This is a genomic window from Altererythrobacter rubellus (assembly GCF_030284385.1).
In the GTDB taxonomy this organism is placed as follows: Bacteria; Pseudomonadota; Alphaproteobacteria; order Sphingomonadales; family Sphingomonadaceae; genus Erythrobacter; species Erythrobacter rubellus.
In genome coordinates this window covers 1660191-1676677 of sequence record NZ_CP127221.1, presented here as the reverse complement: position 1 = coordinate 1676677, position 16487 = coordinate 1660191, and the positions used below count along the sequence as shown (strand labels likewise).

16 protein-coding genes are annotated in these 16487 nt (G+C 57.0%); 4 read left to right on the top strand and 12 right to left on the bottom strand.

What is annotated here, in order from left to right:
• Positions 1 to 56: 56 nt before the first annotated feature.
• Positions 57 to 1106, bottom strand: a complete 1050-nt coding sequence (locus QQX03_RS08390; RefSeq protein WP_285975302.1) for an amidohydrolase family protein — start codon at positions 1104 to 1106, stop codon at positions 57 to 59.
• Between the two features lie 453 nt (positions 1107 to 1559).
• Positions 1560 to 3233, bottom strand: coding sequence for a 2-isopropylmalate synthase (leuA, locus tag QQX03_RS08385; protein WP_285975301.1), 1674 nt, complete (start codon positions 3231 to 3233; stop codon positions 1560 to 1562).
• Between the two features lie 280 nt (positions 3234 to 3513).
• Between leuA and QQX03_RS08380 the strand changes: the two genes are divergently transcribed.
• Positions 3514 to 4068 (top strand): YHS domain-containing (seleno)protein, encoded by a 555-nt coding sequence (locus QQX03_RS08380; RefSeq protein WP_285975300.1) that lies wholly within the window; start codon positions 3514 to 3516, stop codon positions 4066 to 4068.
• A gap of 83 nt (positions 4069 to 4151) precedes the next feature.
• Complete coding sequence (locus QQX03_RS08375) at positions 4152 to 4583, top strand: PaaI family thioesterase (protein WP_285975299.1); 432 nt, start codon at positions 4152 to 4154, stop codon at positions 4581 to 4583.
• Between the two features lie 4 nt (positions 4584 to 4587).
• On the opposite strand, the gene QQX03_RS08370 is transcribed toward QQX03_RS08375, so the two are convergent.
• The 5 genes from QQX03_RS08370 to miaA form a co-directional block, all read right to left on the bottom strand.
• Positions 4588 to 5736 (bottom strand): alpha-hydroxy acid oxidase, encoded by a 1149-nt coding sequence (locus tag QQX03_RS08370; RefSeq protein ID WP_285975298.1) that lies wholly within the window; start codon positions 5734 to 5736, stop codon positions 4588 to 4590.
• A gap of 17 nt (positions 5737 to 5753) precedes the next feature.
• Complete coding sequence (gene ilvC, locus QQX03_RS08365) at positions 5754 to 6773, bottom strand: ketol-acid reductoisomerase (protein ID WP_285975297.1); 1020 nt, start codon at positions 6771 to 6773, stop codon at positions 5754 to 5756.
• 14 nt (positions 6774 to 6787) lie between these two features.
• On the bottom strand, positions 6788 to 7303 hold the full coding sequence (gene ilvN, locus QQX03_RS08360) for an acetolactate synthase small subunit (RefSeq protein WP_285975296.1): 516 nt from the start codon (positions 7301 to 7303) through the stop codon (positions 6788 to 6790).
• A 12-nt stretch (positions 7304 to 7315) separates the two neighbouring features.
• A complete protein-coding gene (locus tag QQX03_RS08355) occupies positions 7316 to 9058 on the bottom strand; it encodes an acetolactate synthase 3 large subunit (protein ID WP_285975295.1) in 1743 nt (580 codons plus the stop codon).
• Between the two features lie 139 nt (positions 9059 to 9197).
• On the bottom strand, positions 9198 to 10145 hold the full coding sequence (miaA, locus tag QQX03_RS08350; RefSeq protein ID WP_285975294.1) for a tRNA (adenosine(37)-N6)-dimethylallyltransferase MiaA: 948 nt from the start codon (positions 10143 to 10145) through the stop codon (positions 9198 to 9200).
• On the opposite strand from miaA, the gene serB reads away from it, so the two are divergent.
• Entirely contained in the window at positions 10138 to 11016 is an 879-nt protein-coding gene (gene serB, locus QQX03_RS08345; RefSeq protein ID WP_285975293.1) for a phosphoserine phosphatase SerB, read from the top strand. The two genes, miaA and serB, sit on opposite strands and share 8 nt — an antisense overlap.
• On the opposite strand, the gene QQX03_RS08340 is transcribed toward serB, so the two are convergent.
• The gene (locus tag QQX03_RS08340) at positions 11013 to 11609 is read right to left on the bottom strand and encodes a hypothetical protein (RefSeq protein WP_285975292.1); all 597 of its coding nucleotides are present in this window, start codon (positions 11607 to 11609) and stop codon (positions 11013 to 11015) included. The two genes, serB and QQX03_RS08340, sit on opposite strands and share 4 nt — an antisense overlap.
• Positions 11610 to 11634: 25 nt before the next feature.
• Positions 11635 to 12321 (bottom strand): nitroreductase family protein, encoded by a 687-nt coding sequence (locus QQX03_RS08335; protein ID WP_285975291.1) that lies wholly within the window; start codon positions 12319 to 12321, stop codon positions 11635 to 11637.
• A 111-nt stretch (positions 12322 to 12432) separates the two neighbouring features.
• Between QQX03_RS08335 and QQX03_RS08330 the strand changes: the two genes are divergently transcribed.
• The gene (locus QQX03_RS08330) at positions 12433 to 13224 is read left to right on the top strand and encodes a Coq4 family protein (RefSeq protein ID WP_285975290.1); all 792 of its coding nucleotides are present in this window, start codon (positions 12433 to 12435) and stop codon (positions 13222 to 13224) included.
• Here the strand turns inward: QQX03_RS08330 and QQX03_RS08325 are convergent.
• Genes QQX03_RS08325 through QQX03_RS08315 form a run of 3 tightly spaced genes read right to left on the bottom strand, consistent with a single transcriptional unit; the run spans position 13221 to position 16483 of the window.
• Entirely contained in the window at positions 13221 to 13529 is a 309-nt protein-coding gene (locus tag QQX03_RS08325) for a DUF6122 family protein (RefSeq protein WP_285976989.1), read from the bottom strand. The genes QQX03_RS08330 and QQX03_RS08325 overlap by 4 nt on opposite strands.
• Before the next feature lie 17 nt (positions 13530 to 13546).
• Positions 13547 to 15793, bottom strand: a complete 2247-nt coding sequence (gene purL / locus QQX03_RS08320; protein WP_285975289.1) for a phosphoribosylformylglycinamidine synthase subunit PurL — start codon at positions 15791 to 15793, stop codon at positions 13547 to 13549.
• Positions 15794 to 15826: 33 nt separating this feature from the next.
• Positions 15827 to 16483 (bottom strand): metal-dependent hydrolase, encoded by a 657-nt coding sequence (locus tag QQX03_RS08315; RefSeq protein ID WP_285975288.1) that lies wholly within the window; start codon positions 16481 to 16483, stop codon positions 15827 to 15829.
• Between the last annotated feature and the right edge of the window lie 4 nt (positions 16484 to 16487).

Below are 16487 nucleotides of genomic sequence, written 5' to 3'. Positions count from 1 at the left end.
CAGCTCTGTGAAGGGGGTGATTTTACTAGCGCACGCAACACACCGATGCCGTAACGTCATGCGGATGGCAGCAAATGCTCGACTCTATAGAATCGCGCTGCGTTGCCCGCATAAAGGTCTGCCTTTTCCTCCGCACTTGCACCTGATGTGATGCGTTTGAATGCGTTCCAGAGCACAGGATAGGTCGCGCCCCAGCGATCCACCGGATAGTTGCTTTCGAACATTCCACGCTTGGTGCCAAAGGCTTCGATGCAGGTTTCGATATAGGGCTGCCATAGCCTCGCGAGCTCTTCCGACCCTATGCCCGCCGCCTGTCCTTGTTCCGGCATCGCACAATTGTGCATGGCCAGCCCGCCAAGCTTGATCATCACATTCTCGCATTTGCCCAGTTCAAGAATGTTGGCGCGCCAGATGTCGAACCGTTCTGCAAGTTTGCCCTCATAGCTCGCGCTGCCCAGCGGCGTGCCGCAGTGATCCAGGCAAATCGGCGTGTCGGGAAACGCCCGCGCAAGGTCAATCACGTCGGGAAGTTGTGGTTCAAGGATCCACGCATCGAAGCTCATTCCCCGTTTGCCGAGTTCAGAGAACCCTTCGCGAAAGCCCGCATCGAGATAACGCTCAGGCGGGTGGGCAAATGGAGGGCCAAGCACGTCGGGGTCCGCATCCCATGCGCCTGCATGGCGGATGCCCTTGAAACGGGGCGAAGCCGCCGCAAGCGCATCGAGCACTTCGCCCACTGCCGCGCCCAGCATCAAGTCCGCATGGCCAACGATCCCGGCGCAAAGCCGCCTGGTGCCGTAAAGACCGCTCGCCGATTGCGCTGCGACACCGTTTACAAATTCGACTTCGCCAACTACCTTTTTCGCATCGCCATAGACAGCGTTGTAGAAGGCACCGCATTCCATAAAGACCGTGCCGACGACGTTATGACCGCTGCCTGCAACCTCTTCGTTGAACTGGTCGAACGTGTAGTACGCGGCCGGCACCAGCGTTTCGATGAATCGATGCCGGGGCGCCGGGAACACGGGTATAATGGGCCGAAGATCCCACAGGTGATGGTGCGGATCTATGATCGGCAGATCAGGCTCGATTATAGCTTCAGTCATCGCGGCTTATCCCCCTCGTGCACAGTTCGCCAATTCCAACACGGTGGAACACTTGGAACACTGTCCTTTGCCAGAAAAGGTGGACCGGAAAACTCGCTGTGTCGAACCACATTTTGATAGCGAAAAGGGTGGGCTTCGGTCATCGGCAAGGTTCGATATGTGCAAGTCAGTGTAGGAAAATGTGAGTAAGCTGATCGATCGAATGAAGTTTTCTTTGAGAAAAGTGCGACAGCAAGAGACTATATCTCAAGCATGAGAGAGTGAACCACACTCATTTTGCAAGAACACATCAAAATTTGGGCGTGATTGAGATTTGTACACACATCTAGAAGGGATGAAGGTAATGGAACGCCTGTTGGATTATCTCAATGCAAGTATTTGAACGGCATTACTGGTCAGTCTGTTCTGGCGGCTTAAAGGAATATATGTCGCTTTCCGACCCAATTGCGGACGCTAGCCAACAATACCATTCGCCGCGCTGAGCACGGCGCGTACGCTGGCCGTGGCAACGTCTTCATCGATTCCGCAGCCCCAGATGATCCGGTCGCCCGATTGGCACATCAAATAAGCCGCCGCGCGCGCATCGCGGCCTGAACCCATGGCGTGCTCGGAATAATCGAGCACCTTCAAATCTAGCCCGAAGCTTTCTTCCAGGGTCGTGACCACAGACGAGATCAGGCCATTGCCCCGGCCGGAAACGCTTTGCTCCTGGCCCTTAACCGCGATCTTTCCAGCAAATACGCGCGTTCCGTCGGGCGCGCGGCTCTCATCGTAATAAACCAGTTGGAAGTGCTTGCTGTCTGTTTGGACGTAATAGGCGGATTTGAACGCTTCCCAGATGTCGGCTGCGTTCAGCTCACGGCCAAGCTCGTCCGCCATGTGCTGGACATGTTTGGAGAAGTCTGCCTGCATCTTCTTGGGCAGCTTCAGGCCTTGGTCTTGCTCCAAAACCCAGGCAAAGCCGCCTTTGCCTGACTGCGAATTGACGCGGATGACAGCTTCATAGTCACGGCCCAAGTCCGCAGGATCAATGGGCAAATAGGGCACGCGCCAATGCTCGTCATTTTGCTGATCATTGGCTTCAAAGCCTTTCTTGATCGCGTCCTGATGTGAGCCGGAGAAGGCGGTGAACACCAGCTCACCGCCATAGGGGTGGCGTTGGTGCACGGGCAGCTCGTTACAATACTCAACCGTTTCGATGGTTCGGTCGATATCTGAAAAATCGAGGCCGGGATTGATCCCTTGTGTATACATGTTGAGTGCAACCGTCACGAGGCAACAGTTGCCGGTTCGCTCTCCATTTCCGAACAGGCAACCTTCAACACGATCTGCACCTGCCATTAGGCCAAGCTCGGCCGCGGCAACACCAGTACCGCGATCGTTGTGTGTGTGCAGGCTGATCACCGCTGCATCACGATTGGGCAGATTGCGGCAGAAATACTCGATCTGGTCCGCGTAGATATTGGGCGTCGCCGCTTCGACAGTGGCAGGCAGATTGAGAATGATCGGATGCTCTGGTGTTGGGGCCAGAACTTGCATAACCGCTTCACAAACCTCGATGCTGAAATCTAGCTCGGCGGTCGAGAATGTTTCCGGTGAGTATTGGAAGTGCCAGTCTGTATCTGGTCGTTTGCTCGCTTCGTCTCGCATCACTTTTGCGCCCGCTAGAGCGATTTCGCGCACTTCGTCTTTCGACATACGGAAGACAATGTCTCGCCACGCCGGTGAAACTGCGTTGTAGAGATGCACGATGGCCTGCTTCGCGCTTTCAAGGCTTTCGAAACTTGTTCGTATCAGGTCTTCACGGCTCTGGGTCAGCACCTGTACTTTGACATCGTCAGGAATACGGCCGGAGCGAACCAATCCTTGAATGAAGTCGAACTCGGTCGCACCGGCGCTCGGGAAACCGACTTCGATTTCCTTGATCCCGATTCGGACCAGTTCATCGAAAAAGCGGTTTTTCTTTACCGCATCCATCGGGTCAATGATCGACTGATTGCCGTCGCGCAGATCGGTCGAAAGCCAGCGGGGCGGGGCGGTGATGGTTCGTGAAGGCCATTGCCGGTCTTGCAGCGCCACCTGCGGGAATGGCCGGTATTTGCGGCTTGGATCAGAAAGCATGGTCATGGTTGGAAAAACTCGAACGGATTTGGGGTTTACTGCTTGATTGTTCCCTTGAGCGCATCCGCGCGCTCTAAAGGCACGCGAGACGTCACGCCCAAGGGCGTGTAAGTCGTAGTAGAAGCAGTCCGTTGCGTGTCATGACCTGACGCATTGCGGAAAATTTCAACGGACGCAACCGAAAGTGACATTTTCTGGCGAATTTCATTTCTCGCGGCCGCCAGTGTCACCTTTCTGATCCAGGCCGCGAACTTCCCGTCAGAACAATGATGATAGGATACAACCCATGAAGAAGATTATTGTTGCACTTGCACTGTCCACTGCACTCGCGGCCTGCTCTGCGCAAAACGATGCAACTGACGCATCGAGCACCGATAGCGCGGTAGAGGCGGTTCAGGCGGCAAATGTGATTGCTGACCTTGGCGGCGAAAACAGCGGTCCGGTCTACACCGAAGTCGCCGGACAAACGCTGGCACTGTCAGGCTATGACGCGGTGAGCTATTTCACAGGTGACGCGCCAGTTGTTGGATCGGCCGAATTCACTGTGAAGTACGAAGGCTATGACTATCAATTCGCGTCAGCAGAAAACGCGGCGACTTTCCAGGAAGATCCAGCCAAGTATGCGCCCCAATATGGCGGTTACTGTGCATGGGCGATCGGCGCCAATGACGCGCTGGCATCAGGCGATCCCAATGTTTACAAGATCGTTGACGGCAAGCTTTACCTGAATTTCAACGAGGCTGTGGCCGAGCGTTGGAACAAGGATATCCCGGGCTTCATCGAGAAAGCTGAAGTGAACTATCCTACCCACGCACCGGATGAGCACTACACAACCAACTGATCCTTCGAGATCTCTTGCAAGGAAAGGGGGGCATTTGCTCGCCCTTTTCTTGTATGTGGTGATCAATCGGCTAAGCAGCGCAGATGACACAGGCATTCGATTTGCAAGATCCGCTGTACAAGATGATGGGGTTAGCCCGCATCGTCGAAATGAATCCCGAAGGGCGCGCCACTCTCGAGTATCATGCGAGAGAGGAGATGTGTCATTCGGGAGGCGTGGTGCAGGGCGGGTTTATCTCAGGCTGGATCGATGCCGCCATGGCGCATGCGGCGATCGCTAGAAACGGGCCTGACATCACACCGATGTCGCTTGAGCTTAAGGTGAGCTTTTTCGCTCCCGCACGGCCGGGGCTGGTGATTGCTGAAGGCTGGGTTGAACGGCATGGCAAGCGCACGAGCTTTTATGAAGGGCATCTGAAATCGCCCGACGGCACTGTTCTGGCAAAGGCAACCAGCACTATTCTGTTGGCTGATCGGGCGCGGGTCGAGGATGCCTCCAAGAAGGCTCGCAGCTAGGCGGCTACCGCCAGCGCAGCCGTTCCGGTGTCATCTGGTCGACTGAAGTTACGCCCATCAAACGCATCCCGCGCTCGATCTCGTCTTTCAGGATACCAATCGCGCGCTCCACACCTGGCTGACCTGCCGCAGCCAAAGCATAGAGATACAACCGCCCACCCGATGCGGCGGTTGCCCCGGCGCACACCGATTTAAGCGCATGAGTACCGCGCCGTACGCCGCCATCGCAGATGATCTCAATCTCTCCCGCGACCGTGTCGACAATTTCCCGCAGTTGATCGAAGGGTGCACGGCTGCCGTCCAGTTGCCGCCCGCCGTGGTTGGAAATCATGATCGCATCGGCGCCAATTTCGACCGCACGGCGTGCGTCATTGGCGCTCATCACGCCTTTAAGGCAGAATGTGCCGCCCCAATCCTGCCTGATGCGCGCGGCGGTGTCCCAATCCATCGAGGTGTCGAGCATGGTGTTGAAATATTCAGCAATACTCACTGCTTTACCGGTACCCTCGGACACATGCGTGTCGAGGTTAGGCAGTCGGAATTTCTCGCGGAGAAGATAGTCGAGCGTCCAGCGCGGGCGCGTGGCGTAGCTCCAGACGGCTGATGGTGTGAAGCGGGGTGGGGTGGTGAAGCCACTGCGCAAACACCGTTCGCGCTTGCCGGACACAATGGTGTCGACAGTCAGCGCCATGGCATCGAAACCGGCACTCTGGCAGCGCTCGATCATCGACTGGTTCAGCCCCTTGTCCTTGTGAACATAGAGCTGGAACAGTTTCGGGCCGTTGGTGAGCGCCGCGATCTCTTCGATGCTGCGGGTCGCCAGGCTGGAAATGCCGAACCACAGGCCGAACTTTTCTGCTGCCTTTGCCACCGCGCTCTCACCCTGATGGTGGAATGCGCGTTGCACGGCTGTGGGGCTCAGCATCAGGGGCAGGGCGCTTGTGCGGCCCATGATTGTGCAACTGGTGTCGATTTCCGCCACACCCGCCAGCACATCAGGCACCAGATCAACGCCATCAAATGCAGCGGTGTTACGCGCCTTGGTCAGCTCGTCATCTGCCGCGCCGTCGATGTAATCGAAAACCGGCCAAGGCAAGCGCGCCTTGGCCAGTTTCCGGAAATCATCGATATTATGACAGTCGGAAAGACGCATGATGCGCCTTTTTGGGCTTAGTTCTTTTCCTTGTCGACCAGCTTATTGGCGCTGATCCACGGCATCATGGCGCGCAGCTCTGCTCCGGTCTTTTCGATCGGGTGCGCTTCGGCTGCTTTACGGCTTGCTTTCAGTTCTGGCTGACCCGCGCGGTTGTCGAGGACGAAATCCTTCACGAAGCGGCCAGAGGTGATGTCCGCCAGCACGCGCTTCATCTCAGCCTTGGTCTCATCGGTGATGATGCGTGGGCCGGTTTTGATGTCGCCATACTCCGCAGTGTTGGAGATCGAATAGCGCATGTTCGCGATGCCGCCTTCATATAGAAGGTCAACGATCAGCTTGGTCTCGTGCAGGCATTCGAAATAGGCCATTTCCGGCGCATAGCCGGCTTCAACCAGCGTTTCGAAGCCGGCCTGGATCAGGTGGGTGATCCCGCCGCACAGCACGGCCTGCTCACCGAAAAGGTCGGTTTCGCACTCTTCCTTGAAATTGGTTTCGATAATGCCGCTGCGGCCACCACCAACGCCGGAAGCATAGGCAAGCGCCACGTCATGCGCAGCGCCGCTGGCATCCTGATGCACCGCGATCAGGCAGGGTACGCCGCCGCCGCGCTGATACTCGCTGCGTACAGTGTGCCCGGGGCCCTTTGGTGCGATCATGATCACATCGATGTCATCTTGAGCTTCGATCAAGCCAAAGTGGATGTTGAGACCATGCGCGAAAGCCAGCGCGCTGCCGGGCTTCATCTTGCCGTGGACGTCGTCAGCGTAGATGGCGGCCTGATGCTCATCCGGGGCAAGGATCATAAGGATATCAGCCCACTCGGCGGCTTCGCTGTTCGAAAGCACCTTGAAGCCTGCGCCTTCGGCCTTCTTGGCCGTCGCGGATCCTTCGCGCAGTGCGATTGCGACTTCGGCCACACCGCTGTCACGCAGGTTCTGCGCGTGCGCATGGCCTTGCGAACCATAACCCAAGACAGCGATCTTCTTGCCCTTGATCAGACCCAGATCTGCATCGGCGTCATAATAAACTTTCATCGTATTCCCTTTTTTCAGGCGCCTTCAGCGCCGCGCATCATACCCACCACGCCGCTGCGCCCAACCTCTACAAGGCCGAGTTCGCGCATCAACGCAATGAAACTGTCAATCTTGTCCGGCGCTCCGGTGATTTCAAAGACGAAGCTTTCGATGGTGGTATCGACCACATTGGCGCGGAACAATTCCGCGATCCGAAGAGCCTCCACCCGTTTGTCACCAGTGCCGGCAACTTTCACCAAGGCCAGCTCGCGCTCGACATGTTCGCCGGCGGTGGTGAGGTCCACCACGCGGTGGACAGGCACGAGCCGTTCCAGCTGCGCTTCGATCTGGTCGATCACTTCGGGCGGGCCATTGGTGACGATGGTAATTCGGCTGACAGCATGGTCTTCGGATATGTCCGCCACGGTCAGGCTGTCGATGTTATATCCGCGCGCGGTAAACAGGCCGGTGATCTTGGCCAGAATACCCGGTTCATTGTCGACGGTAACGTTAAGGACGTGCCGCTCGGACGCTGCGTCTCTGATTTTCATTGTCGGATATTCCTAAACCAGCGCTTTTGCTTCGTCGTCCATCGTGCCTTGGACTTGGTCTCCATAAAGGAGCATCTCGGTATGCGCAGCCCCTGACGGGATCATGGGGAAACAGTTTGCATCCTTGGACACAAGACAATCCACCATCACCGGTCCATCGGCTGCCAACATGGCTTCGATCCCCGCATCCAATTCGCTTTCGTCGTGGATGCGGATTCCGGTCCAGCCATAGCTTTCGGCCAGTTTCACGAAATCGGGCAAGCTGTCCGAATAGCTGTTGGAATAGCGGCTTTCATAGGTCAGTTCCTGCCACTGGCGAACCATGCCCATATATTCATTGTTCAAGATGAACACCTTGACCGGCAAGCGATACTGGCTGGCTGTGCCAAGCTCCTGAATGTTCATCTGGATCGATGCTTCGCCAGCAATATCGATCACCAGATCGTCCGGATTGCCGAGCTGCGCGCCGATTGCCGCGGGCAGGCCATAACCCATGGTACCAAGCCCGCCAGAGGTCAGCCATTTGTTCGGATCGTTGAAGCCGAAGTATTGTGCCGCCCACATCTGGTGCTGGCCAACTTCGGTTGTGATGATCGGATTGCGATCCTTGGTTAGCGCGAACAACCTCTCGACCGCTTTTTGCGGCATGATCATCTCTGACTTTTCCGGATAGGCCAGGCATTCGCGCGCGCGCCAACCCGCAATGCGGGCTTTCCACTCGCCCAGATCTTGCGGCTTGCGATCACCCCAAGCGGCAATCAGCTGGCTCAGGACAGCGGCGCAGTCACCCAGTATGGGCAAATCAACCGGTACCGTCTTGTTGATTGAACTGCGGTCGATATCGATGTGGATCTTAGTCGATTCAGGCGAGAACGCGTCGAGCCTACCTGTAACGCGGTCATCAAATCGTGCGCCGACGCACAACATCACATCGCATTTGTTCATCGCCAGATTGGCTTCGTAAGTGCCATGCATGCCCAACATGCCAAGCCAATCGGGATGATTTGCCGGAAACGCGCCAAGCCCCATCAGCGTGCTTGTCAGCGGAGCTCCAGTCAGGTCCTGCAATTCGCGCAGAAGTTTGCTCGCTTCAGGGCCGGAGTTGATAACACCGCCACCGGTGTAGAGGATCGGGCGCTCTGCATTGGCAAGCAATTCAACTGCTTCTGCAATCGCTTCCGCGCTGCCAACCATTTGCGGTTCATAGCGATGCGCCGCCGATTTGGAGGCGCGCTGGATCGAAGGAACGGCGATTTGCACGTCTTTGGGAATATCGACAACAACTGGGCCAGGCCGACCAGTAGTGGCGATCCGGAAAGCTTCTTCCAAAGTCGGCTTCAGATCCGCCGGATCTTTCACCAGGTAGTTATGCTTGGTGCAGTGGCGCGTGATGCCCACGGTGTCGGCTTCCTGAAATGCATCGGTCCCGATCAGCGGGGTAGGGACCTGGCCGGTGATAACTACCAGCGGGATCGAATCGAGAAATGCATCCGCAATTCCGGTAACGGCATTGGTCGCACCCGGCCCTGATGTAACCAGAACCACGCCGGGTTTACCGGTTGAACGAGCATAACCTTCTGCCGCATGTGCCGCGCCGGCTTCATGGCGCACCAGGATGTGGCGAATGCGTTCGTCTCCAAACAGTTCGTCGTAAATGGGGAGGACGGCGCCACCGGGATAGCCGAATACAAATTCGACCCCCTGATCGATCAGGCAATCTACCAGGATTTTGGCGCCGCTGCGTTCGCTCGACACTTTTGCTTCCTTCCATCTGCGCAGGAACTTTCCCGCATCTCTGGCTCAGTTGGCCCCTAAATAAGCAGGCCCGGTGCAGGGACTGCAACACCGGGCCTCTGCAAGTCTCGCTATGCGTTCGAATCTATCGTGTCAACCGTTATCGCTGTAATAATGATGCGAAATAAGGCTCAAAATCGACATTTGATGACTCGATCCTTGGCCAATCTTCCGGTGGTTGTCGCCGAAACCATGTGTATTGCCGCTTGGCATAATTGCGCGTCGATTGCTGACCAGCGGTGATTGCTTCGGTTCGGGAAAGTTCTCCTTTCACCAACGCCGCGATCTCCGGAACGCCGATAGCGCGCATGACCGGCAAATCGGGATTCAGGTTTCGTGATAGCAACGCCTCAACCTCCTTAATCGCCCCACTTTCCAACATTTGCACGAAGCGTCGATCACATCGCTCATAAAGCCAATCACGATCTGGCAGCAGGATGAGCGGATGCAAATCGATGTCGTCTTGAATCCCGCCCTCCTTGCGTGATTGCCAGTGTGCGAGTGTCTGACCTGTAGACCGCACCACTTCCAGCGCGCGTGCAATTCGCTGGCTATCAGTTGGCTCCAACAGGGCAGCTCGCTCTGCGTCTTCGGTTTGGAGCGCGGCATATGCTAGACCCGTATCCATCGCGCGAACTTGCGAGCGTATCTCCGGATCGATTTCGGGGATGGGCGCGATCCCTTCCAGCAGTACCTTCATATACATACCTGTGCCGCCAACGAGGACGGGCAGAGCGCCTGCCGTATGCGCTGCCGAAATCTCTTGCTTCGCACGCGCAGCCCAGTCCGCAGCGGAGCAAGCCTCCGATCCATCCCATGCGCCATAAAGCTTATGCGGGCACTGGCTCTGCTCATCTGCGTCCGGAGAAGCGGCGAGCACGGGTATATCGCGATAAACCTGCATGCTGTCCGCATTGATGATGGCGGTTCGCAGGCCCTTGGCCAAACGTGCGCTTGCCAGCCGCAAAGCAATTGCGCTCTTGCCGCTGGCGGTTGGCCCTGCGATGAGCGCAACCGGTTTTCTATTCGGAGATTCTCCCGTGCCCATCGCCCGTCTGATAGCAGACGCAGCTCAGCTTGAAACTCGTTTGAGCAATCCGCCGGCATGGCTGATTGAACTTGGCGCAGCGTTCGAGCCGGTCGAGATCGACGAAGGCGTGCACGAGTTTGAGTGGAGCGGTGAGTATGATCCTTCGCTTCTATCGCGTGTGTTGAGTGAAGCTTTGGGCGCAGAGGCAGCGTTAATCAGCGATCACGGCGTTGATCTGCCAGACCTGTTCATCTCGGACATGGATTCCACCATGATCGGGCAGGAATGTATCGACGAGCTGGCGGATTATGCCGGGATTAAGCCGCAGATTGCCGCGATTACCGAACGCGCGATGCAGGGTGAGCTAGATTTTGAAGAGGCTTTGCGTGAACGTGTAAAACTGCTGGCTGGATTGGATGAAGGCGCGATCCAGCTGTGCTTGAATGAACGGATTTTTCCGATGCCGGGCGCACGCGAGCTGGTGCAGACTCTCAAAGAGCACGATTGCCAGACCGTCCTCGTCACCGGTGGTTTTCACCATTTTGCAGATCCGGTGGCTCGGCTGCTTGGCTTTGAACATGTCGTAGGCAACCGGTTAGATGTTGCTGGAGGCAAGCTGTCCGGTGGATTGGTGGGCCCGATTGTCGACAGTTCAGTCAAGCGCGCTACGTTGAAGAGCGAGCTGGCGAGATTGGGTGAGGGCGCAGTTTCGCTTGCTACGGGTGACGGAGCCAACGACATTCCGATGCTGGAGGCTGCGCACTACGGCTTTGCCTACAAGGCCAAGCCCAAAGCGAAACAGGCCGCAAATGCGTGGATCGACAGTGGCGACCTGACGTCGGTGCTACGCCTGCTCGGCATCCCGGAAGAGGATTGGGTTCGCGGTTAGCTATCCGCTTGAGCGCGCTTGCGCTGCCGCGACTTCCACCATGCTGTAAACCGGACAGCTGCTGCGGCCAGAGCAATGATGGTGAACGGTATCGCGACCATTGCTTGTTCGGGGTCGGCCATACGACCGGCATAGCTCTGGAAGAATATGAACCAGAGATAATGGATGCCCACGCGGTGAACGCGTTTCCACCAAGCGCCCATGGCCTTCATTGCAGCGGTGTTGGATGTGAAAGCCATGACATACAGGATCGCATAGGCAGCGCCGCCAAAGACATAGGTCACAATGCCTTTGCCTTCGCCCGACACTTCAATCGCTGTGATCAGCGCCGCCAAGTGGATTGTATGCGCGACGGCGAAGCCAAGACCGAAGTATTTCCGCCGTGCCAGAATGTACTTCGCCAACTCGCTGCGGGTTAGTTCGACCAGCGGCCTTGCAACGTAGGCGTGAATGAGGAGGGGGAAGCCAACGCGGGCTGTGTAATGGGCGGCCTCATGCCATTGATTGACCACGCCTGCCTGTGTCGCAAACGCGAATGCAATGGCTGCAAGGCCTAGCATGCCCCCAATCCAGACCGGCCACGTCTTTTCCATCGAGCTAACCTCCCGTTCGATTAGCCTAAAGCCAACTTGCAATCTGGCTAAGCGGTTTCTTCTTCACGGCATGCGCCGGCACAGTCGCGTCGTCGCTGGGATGGCCCACAACAACGATCATCAGAGGCTTTTCGTGCTCTGGCCGCTGACAGATTTCGCGCAGGAAACCCATGGGTGACGGGGTATGCGTCAATGTTGCGCAGCCGGCTTCGTGCAATGTCGCAATCAGCATTCCGCAAGCGATGCCCACGCTTTCGTTAACGTAGTAATTCTGCGTTTTGCCATCTTCCTCGATCCCGCCCTTGCGCTGGGCGAAGACCACGATCAGCCAAGGTGCAGTCTCCAAAAAGGGCTTGCTTTCGTCCGTCCCGATGGGGGCGAGTGCCTCTAGCCATTCCTCGCTTGCCTTGGGTTTGTCCCCGTCTGCTCCATAGAAGCGACGTTCCTCTTCTTCTGCGGCTTCGCGGATGGCGCGTTTCTTGTCTGCGGAGGACACCACCGCAAAATGCCAGGGCTGATGGTTCGCGCCATTGGGAGCACTGCCCGCAGCTTCGATGGCAGCCTCGATGACTTCGCGTGGTACTGGCTCGTCTGAAAAGTACCGGCATGTGCGGCGCTCTTTCAATCGGTCACGCAGCGATCGCGCGCGAGCTATGCTTTCCTCATCGGACAAAGCCGGCAGCGAATAGGGCAGGGTATCGGTGTCTTGCATGTTTCCTCCTCTTGCGCATTCGAGCTCGGAACGAAAGTCGTTACACCGCCGAGGGCGTGGACAGCGAATTTACAATGATGTAAGTTGCGACCAGCTACTCGGGAGCTTGCAATGGCTGTTATTGATCGTCCTTTGGTTGCACCAGGTCGCAAGACCACCGGTTTCAGGCCTTTCAAGGTGTGGAAGCACTTCCGCAAACTTGTTGCGGACAAGGAAGACACCGAGCAGGTTTTTCATATCATAGAGGCGCTCAAGGGGCGCAAAGGTCACAAGCAGGGTTGGGACTTTATTCGCTCACCCGAAGGCCAACGCATGATGCGCGAGGAAGTGAACATTCCGGCCATGCTCGACGATCACGAACGCTGGGCAGATTGCGGGCCCAACACCGTGGCGCAGCACTATATCCGCTTCATGAAGCGCGAAGGTCTGTCAGCAGCCGGGCTTGTGGCTGAAAGTCACAAGTGGCAACCCGCCGAGAAACGCCATCAGGATCAGACCGAATGGTATTTCGAACGGCTGCGTGACACGCATGATCTCTTTCACGTGCTGACTACATACAATCGCGACGGGCTAGGTGAGGCGTGCCTGCTGGGCTTTAGTTACGAGCAGAACCACAATCTGGGCATTCTTTTCATTGCCTATGCGGGAACGCGCAACCGATTGAAGGAAGTGCCGACCAAGGCGCCAATCTTTGACGCTCTGCGCGAAGGTCGCAAGCTAGGCAGGGCTGCGGCCAAGATCGCGCATCAGGACATCGAGGCCCTTATGCGAGAGGACATCGATGAAGCGCGCAAACGCCTGAATATCGGTGAGCCGCTGATCTATCGCCAATGTATCGCGCAGCTGTTCGAAGAAGGGTTGCAAGACGAAGACATGATCATGCCAGAGGTATTGGCGGCTTAAGAGGCCTGCATCATCACGCAGTCGCCATAGTCGACCGTCAAATGCCACAAAGTGCCCAAAGCAAAAGCGCGAACCCACCATTTGGGCACCCCCAGCATGAGCAGGTAGATGACTGCGGCTTCCCAGCCATGCAGCAAATGAAACCCGATACTGCATCGGTTGGGATCGAAAATCGGATCGGCCATGAGATGATCCAGGTCGATCAGATTTCCAGCGGCAATCACAAACCCTGCGCGGATCCATTTCCTGCGCCAGATAACTGCCGAGATCACAAACGGCGCTAGCCAATGACCGCCATAGTGCAGAATTGCCTGGAAGAGCTCTATGCCTCCATCCAGTCGCGGAAGAAGCTTTGATGCGCCTCACGAAGATCGGCAAGAGAGATTCCAAGCAGGTTGTCACCGCCAACGGTGCCGATGCGACGGAAACCGATCTGCGCGGTTTCTGCATTCTCCGTGCCTTTGGCAAGCGCATGATTGAGCGCTTCGGTGTTAGGAACCGAGATAATATAGCGCCCCTGATCTTCGCCAAACCACCACTGCGCGGCGCTATAATCCGGATGCGCTTCGACATCTGCGCCCAGTCCGCTCGCCAGTGCCATTTCAGCCAAGCCTACGGCCAATCCGCCATCAGACAGATCATGCACTGCGTTGACCAGGCCATCCTCGATCAGCTCGTGAATGATCTTGCCCGCATTGCGTTCAACCACAAGATCTGTCGGCGGAGTGCGCCCTTCATCACGGCCATGGACGATTTGCAGCCAGAGTGATTTGCCAAGGTGCGAACGTGTCGGGTCTGGCTTGGCCCAGAATTCAGGGCCGACCAGATAGAGCGTGTCACCCTCATTCTTGAAGCCCATTGTCATCATGTGATCGTAATCATCGATAATGCCGACGCCGCCGATGGCAGGGGTGGGCAGGATCGCTGAGCCGCCGCCTGTCGCCTTGCTCTCATTATAGAGGCTGACATTGCCGGAAACGATCGGGAAATCGAGCATGCGGCAGGCATCGCCCATGCCTTCGAGTGCGTGAACGAATTGTGCCATGATTTCGGGCCGCTGCGGGTTGCCAAAATTGAGGCAGTTGGTCACCGCGAGCGGACGCGCACCGACCGCACACAAATTGCGATAGGCCTCTGCTATCGCTTGTTTTCCGCCCTCATAAGGATCGGCATAAACATAGCGCGGCGTGCAATCGGTGCTGATCGCAAGCGCCTTCTTCGTGCCGTGCACCCGCACCACACCCGCATCACCGCCAGTCTGAATGGTGTCACCCATCACCTGGCTGTCATATTGCTCGGCAATCCAGGCGCGAGAGGCCAGTTGCGGGCTGGCCATCATTTTGAGCAAGTCTGCACCCGGATCGGCGCTATCGGGCGCGTCGTGCATGGGCGTGATTGACGCCCACGCGGTGTATTTCTCTTTAGAGAGGTAAGGACGGTCATACTCGGGGGCATCGGCAGCCAGCGGCCCAAGCGGGATGTCGCAAACGACTTCACCGCCAAATTCTAGCACCATGTGGCGCGTATCGGTGACTTCGCCGATCACCGCGAAATCAAGTTCCCACTTCTTGAAGATCGCTTCTGCCATGGCTTCCTTGCCAGGCTTCAGCACCATGAGCATCCGCTCCTGGCTCTCGCTCAGCATCATTTCATATGGCGTCATGCCTTCCTCGCGGCATGGCACCTTGTCCATGTCGAGCCGGATGCCCGCCTTGCCATTGGTCGCCATTTCGACGCTGGAAGAGGTGAGGCCCGCTGCGCCCATGTCCTGAATCGCGACGATCGCATCTGTCGCCATCAGTTCGAGGCAGGCCTCGATCAGCAGCTTCTCCGTGAACGGGTCACCCACTTGCACAGTAGGGCGCTTGGCATCTGCGTCTTCTTCGAAATCCGCGCTCGCCATGGTTGCACCGTGAATGCCATCGCGGCCGGTCTTTGAGCCGACATAGACGATCGGATTGCCAACCCCGGTCGCAGCCGAATAGAAAATCTTGTCTGCGTCCGCGACGCCAACGGTCATCGCGTTGACCAGGATATTGCCATCGTAAGCGGGGTGGAAATTGGTCTCGCCGCAAACCGTAGGCACGCCCACGCAATTGCCATAGCCGCCGATGCCCGCGACCACGCCTTTGACCAGATGCTGCATCTTGGGATGATCCGGGCGGCCAAATCGCAGCGCGTTGGCGTTTGCAACCGGGCGCGCGCCCATGGTGAATACATCGCGCAGGATGCCGCCGACGCCTGTCGCTGCACCCTGATATGGCTCGATGTAACTGGGGTGGTTGTGACTTTCCATCTTGAAGATCGCCGCCTGACCATCGCCAATATCAATAACGCCAGCGTTCTCGCCCGGACCACAGATTACCCAAGGCGCCTCGGTCGGCAGTTTCTTCAGGTGCAAGCGCGAGCTTTTGTAAGAGCAATGCTCTGACCACATGACAGAAAATATGCCTAGCTCAACCAGATTGGGTTCGCGCCCAAGCGCATGGAGAACACGCTCGTATTCTTCCGGAGAAAGGCCGTGCTGTTCGACGACGTCTGGGGTGATTTCAGATGCAGTAGTAGCCATGCCAGCGCCCTTAGCGTTGAGGTAATATTTGCGCTAGCCCCGTGCGCGCTTGTGCTTGCGATTGTCCCCGACCCAACGCGCGAGCAATGTCAGCACGGCAAAGGCCACCAACGCCTGAATATACAGGCCAAGGCCGGCCTCCTCTGGATGTGGGCCGAACCAGTTCACAGCCTGCATAACCAGCAGCAAAGCAAGCAAGACCAATGGTGGACCAACTGGTCCCCTTGTGCGCTTCACAAACCAATAAAAGGCACCCAGCGTGATGGCGAGTTCGAGTGGAATAGCGACAAAAGGCAGATTCCACAGGCCCAGCCCATAAAGTGAATCGCCACCTGCCAGCGTCAGGTCGGGTCTGTGTGTCAGAAAATCGAGCACCCAATGTGACAGAACGACCAGACCGGCCAGGATGCCTGCTACAGCTTCGCGCATTATGGCAAAGACAAGCAGTCCGAATATGACGGCCCATACACCAGTCCCCAGCAGACTGTGCGTGTAGGGCATATGATATAGATCATACGGGACCATTGCCGTGGCCGTTGGATCAATTCGCATCGCTTCGATGCCGATTATCGCGAAGCAAAAGAATGCCCAATCGACCAGCTGGGCGGCGATGAAGAGCGTGCCCAGTTTCGGCGAACGGGGGCTGACCGCTGCAGCGGCAAAGGCAGGAGCAAAGTGGCCTATAAACATTCGC

What these genes read in the sequence shown, in the direction of transcription:
- QQX03_RS08390 (WP_285975302.1), bottom strand. Translation starts at nt 1,106, where the DNA reads ATGACTGAAGCTATAATCGAGCCTGATCTGCCGATCATAGATCCGCAC.
- leuA (WP_285975301.1), bottom strand. Translation starts at nt 3,233, where the DNA reads ATGACCATGCTTTCTGATCCAAGCCGCAAATACCGGCCATTCCCGCAG.
- QQX03_RS08380 (WP_285975300.1), top strand. Translation starts at nt 3,514, where the DNA reads ATGAAGAAGATTATTGTTGCACTTGCACTGTCCACTGCACTCGCGGCC.
- QQX03_RS08375 (WP_285975299.1), top strand. Translation starts at nt 4,152, where the DNA reads ATGACACAGGCATTCGATTTGCAAGATCCGCTGTACAAGATGATGGGG.
- QQX03_RS08370 (WP_285975298.1), bottom strand. Translation starts at nt 5,736, where the DNA reads ATGCGTCTTTCCGACTGTCATAATATCGATGATTTCCGGAAACTGGCC.
- ilvC (WP_285975297.1), bottom strand. Translation starts at nt 6,773, where the DNA reads ATGAAAGTTTATTATGACGCCGATGCAGATCTGGGTCTGATCAAGGGC.
- ilvN (WP_285975296.1), bottom strand. Translation starts at nt 7,303, where the DNA reads ATGAAAATCAGAGACGCAGCGTCCGAGCGGCACGTCCTTAACGTTACC.
- miaA (WP_285975294.1), bottom strand. Translation starts at nt 10,145, where the DNA reads ATGGGCACGGGAGAATCTCCGAATAGAAAACCGGTTGCGCTCATCGCA.
- QQX03_RS08340 (WP_285975292.1), bottom strand. Translation starts at nt 11,609, where the DNA reads ATGGAAAAGACGTGGCCGGTCTGGATTGGGGGCATGCTAGGCCTTGCA.
- QQX03_RS08335 (WP_285975291.1), bottom strand. Translation starts at nt 12,321, where the DNA reads ATGCAAGACACCGATACCCTGCCCTATTCGCTGCCGGCTTTGTCCGAT.
- QQX03_RS08330 (WP_285975290.1), top strand. Translation starts at nt 12,433, where the DNA reads ATGGCTGTTATTGATCGTCCTTTGGTTGCACCAGGTCGCAAGACCACC.
- purL (WP_285975289.1), bottom strand. Translation starts at nt 15,793, where the DNA reads ATGGCTACTACTGCATCTGAAATCACCCCAGACGTCGTCGAACAGCAC.
- QQX03_RS08315 (WP_285975288.1), bottom strand. Translation starts at nt 16,483, where the DNA reads ATGTTTATAGGCCACTTTGCTCCTGCCTTTGCCGCTGCAGCGGTCAGC.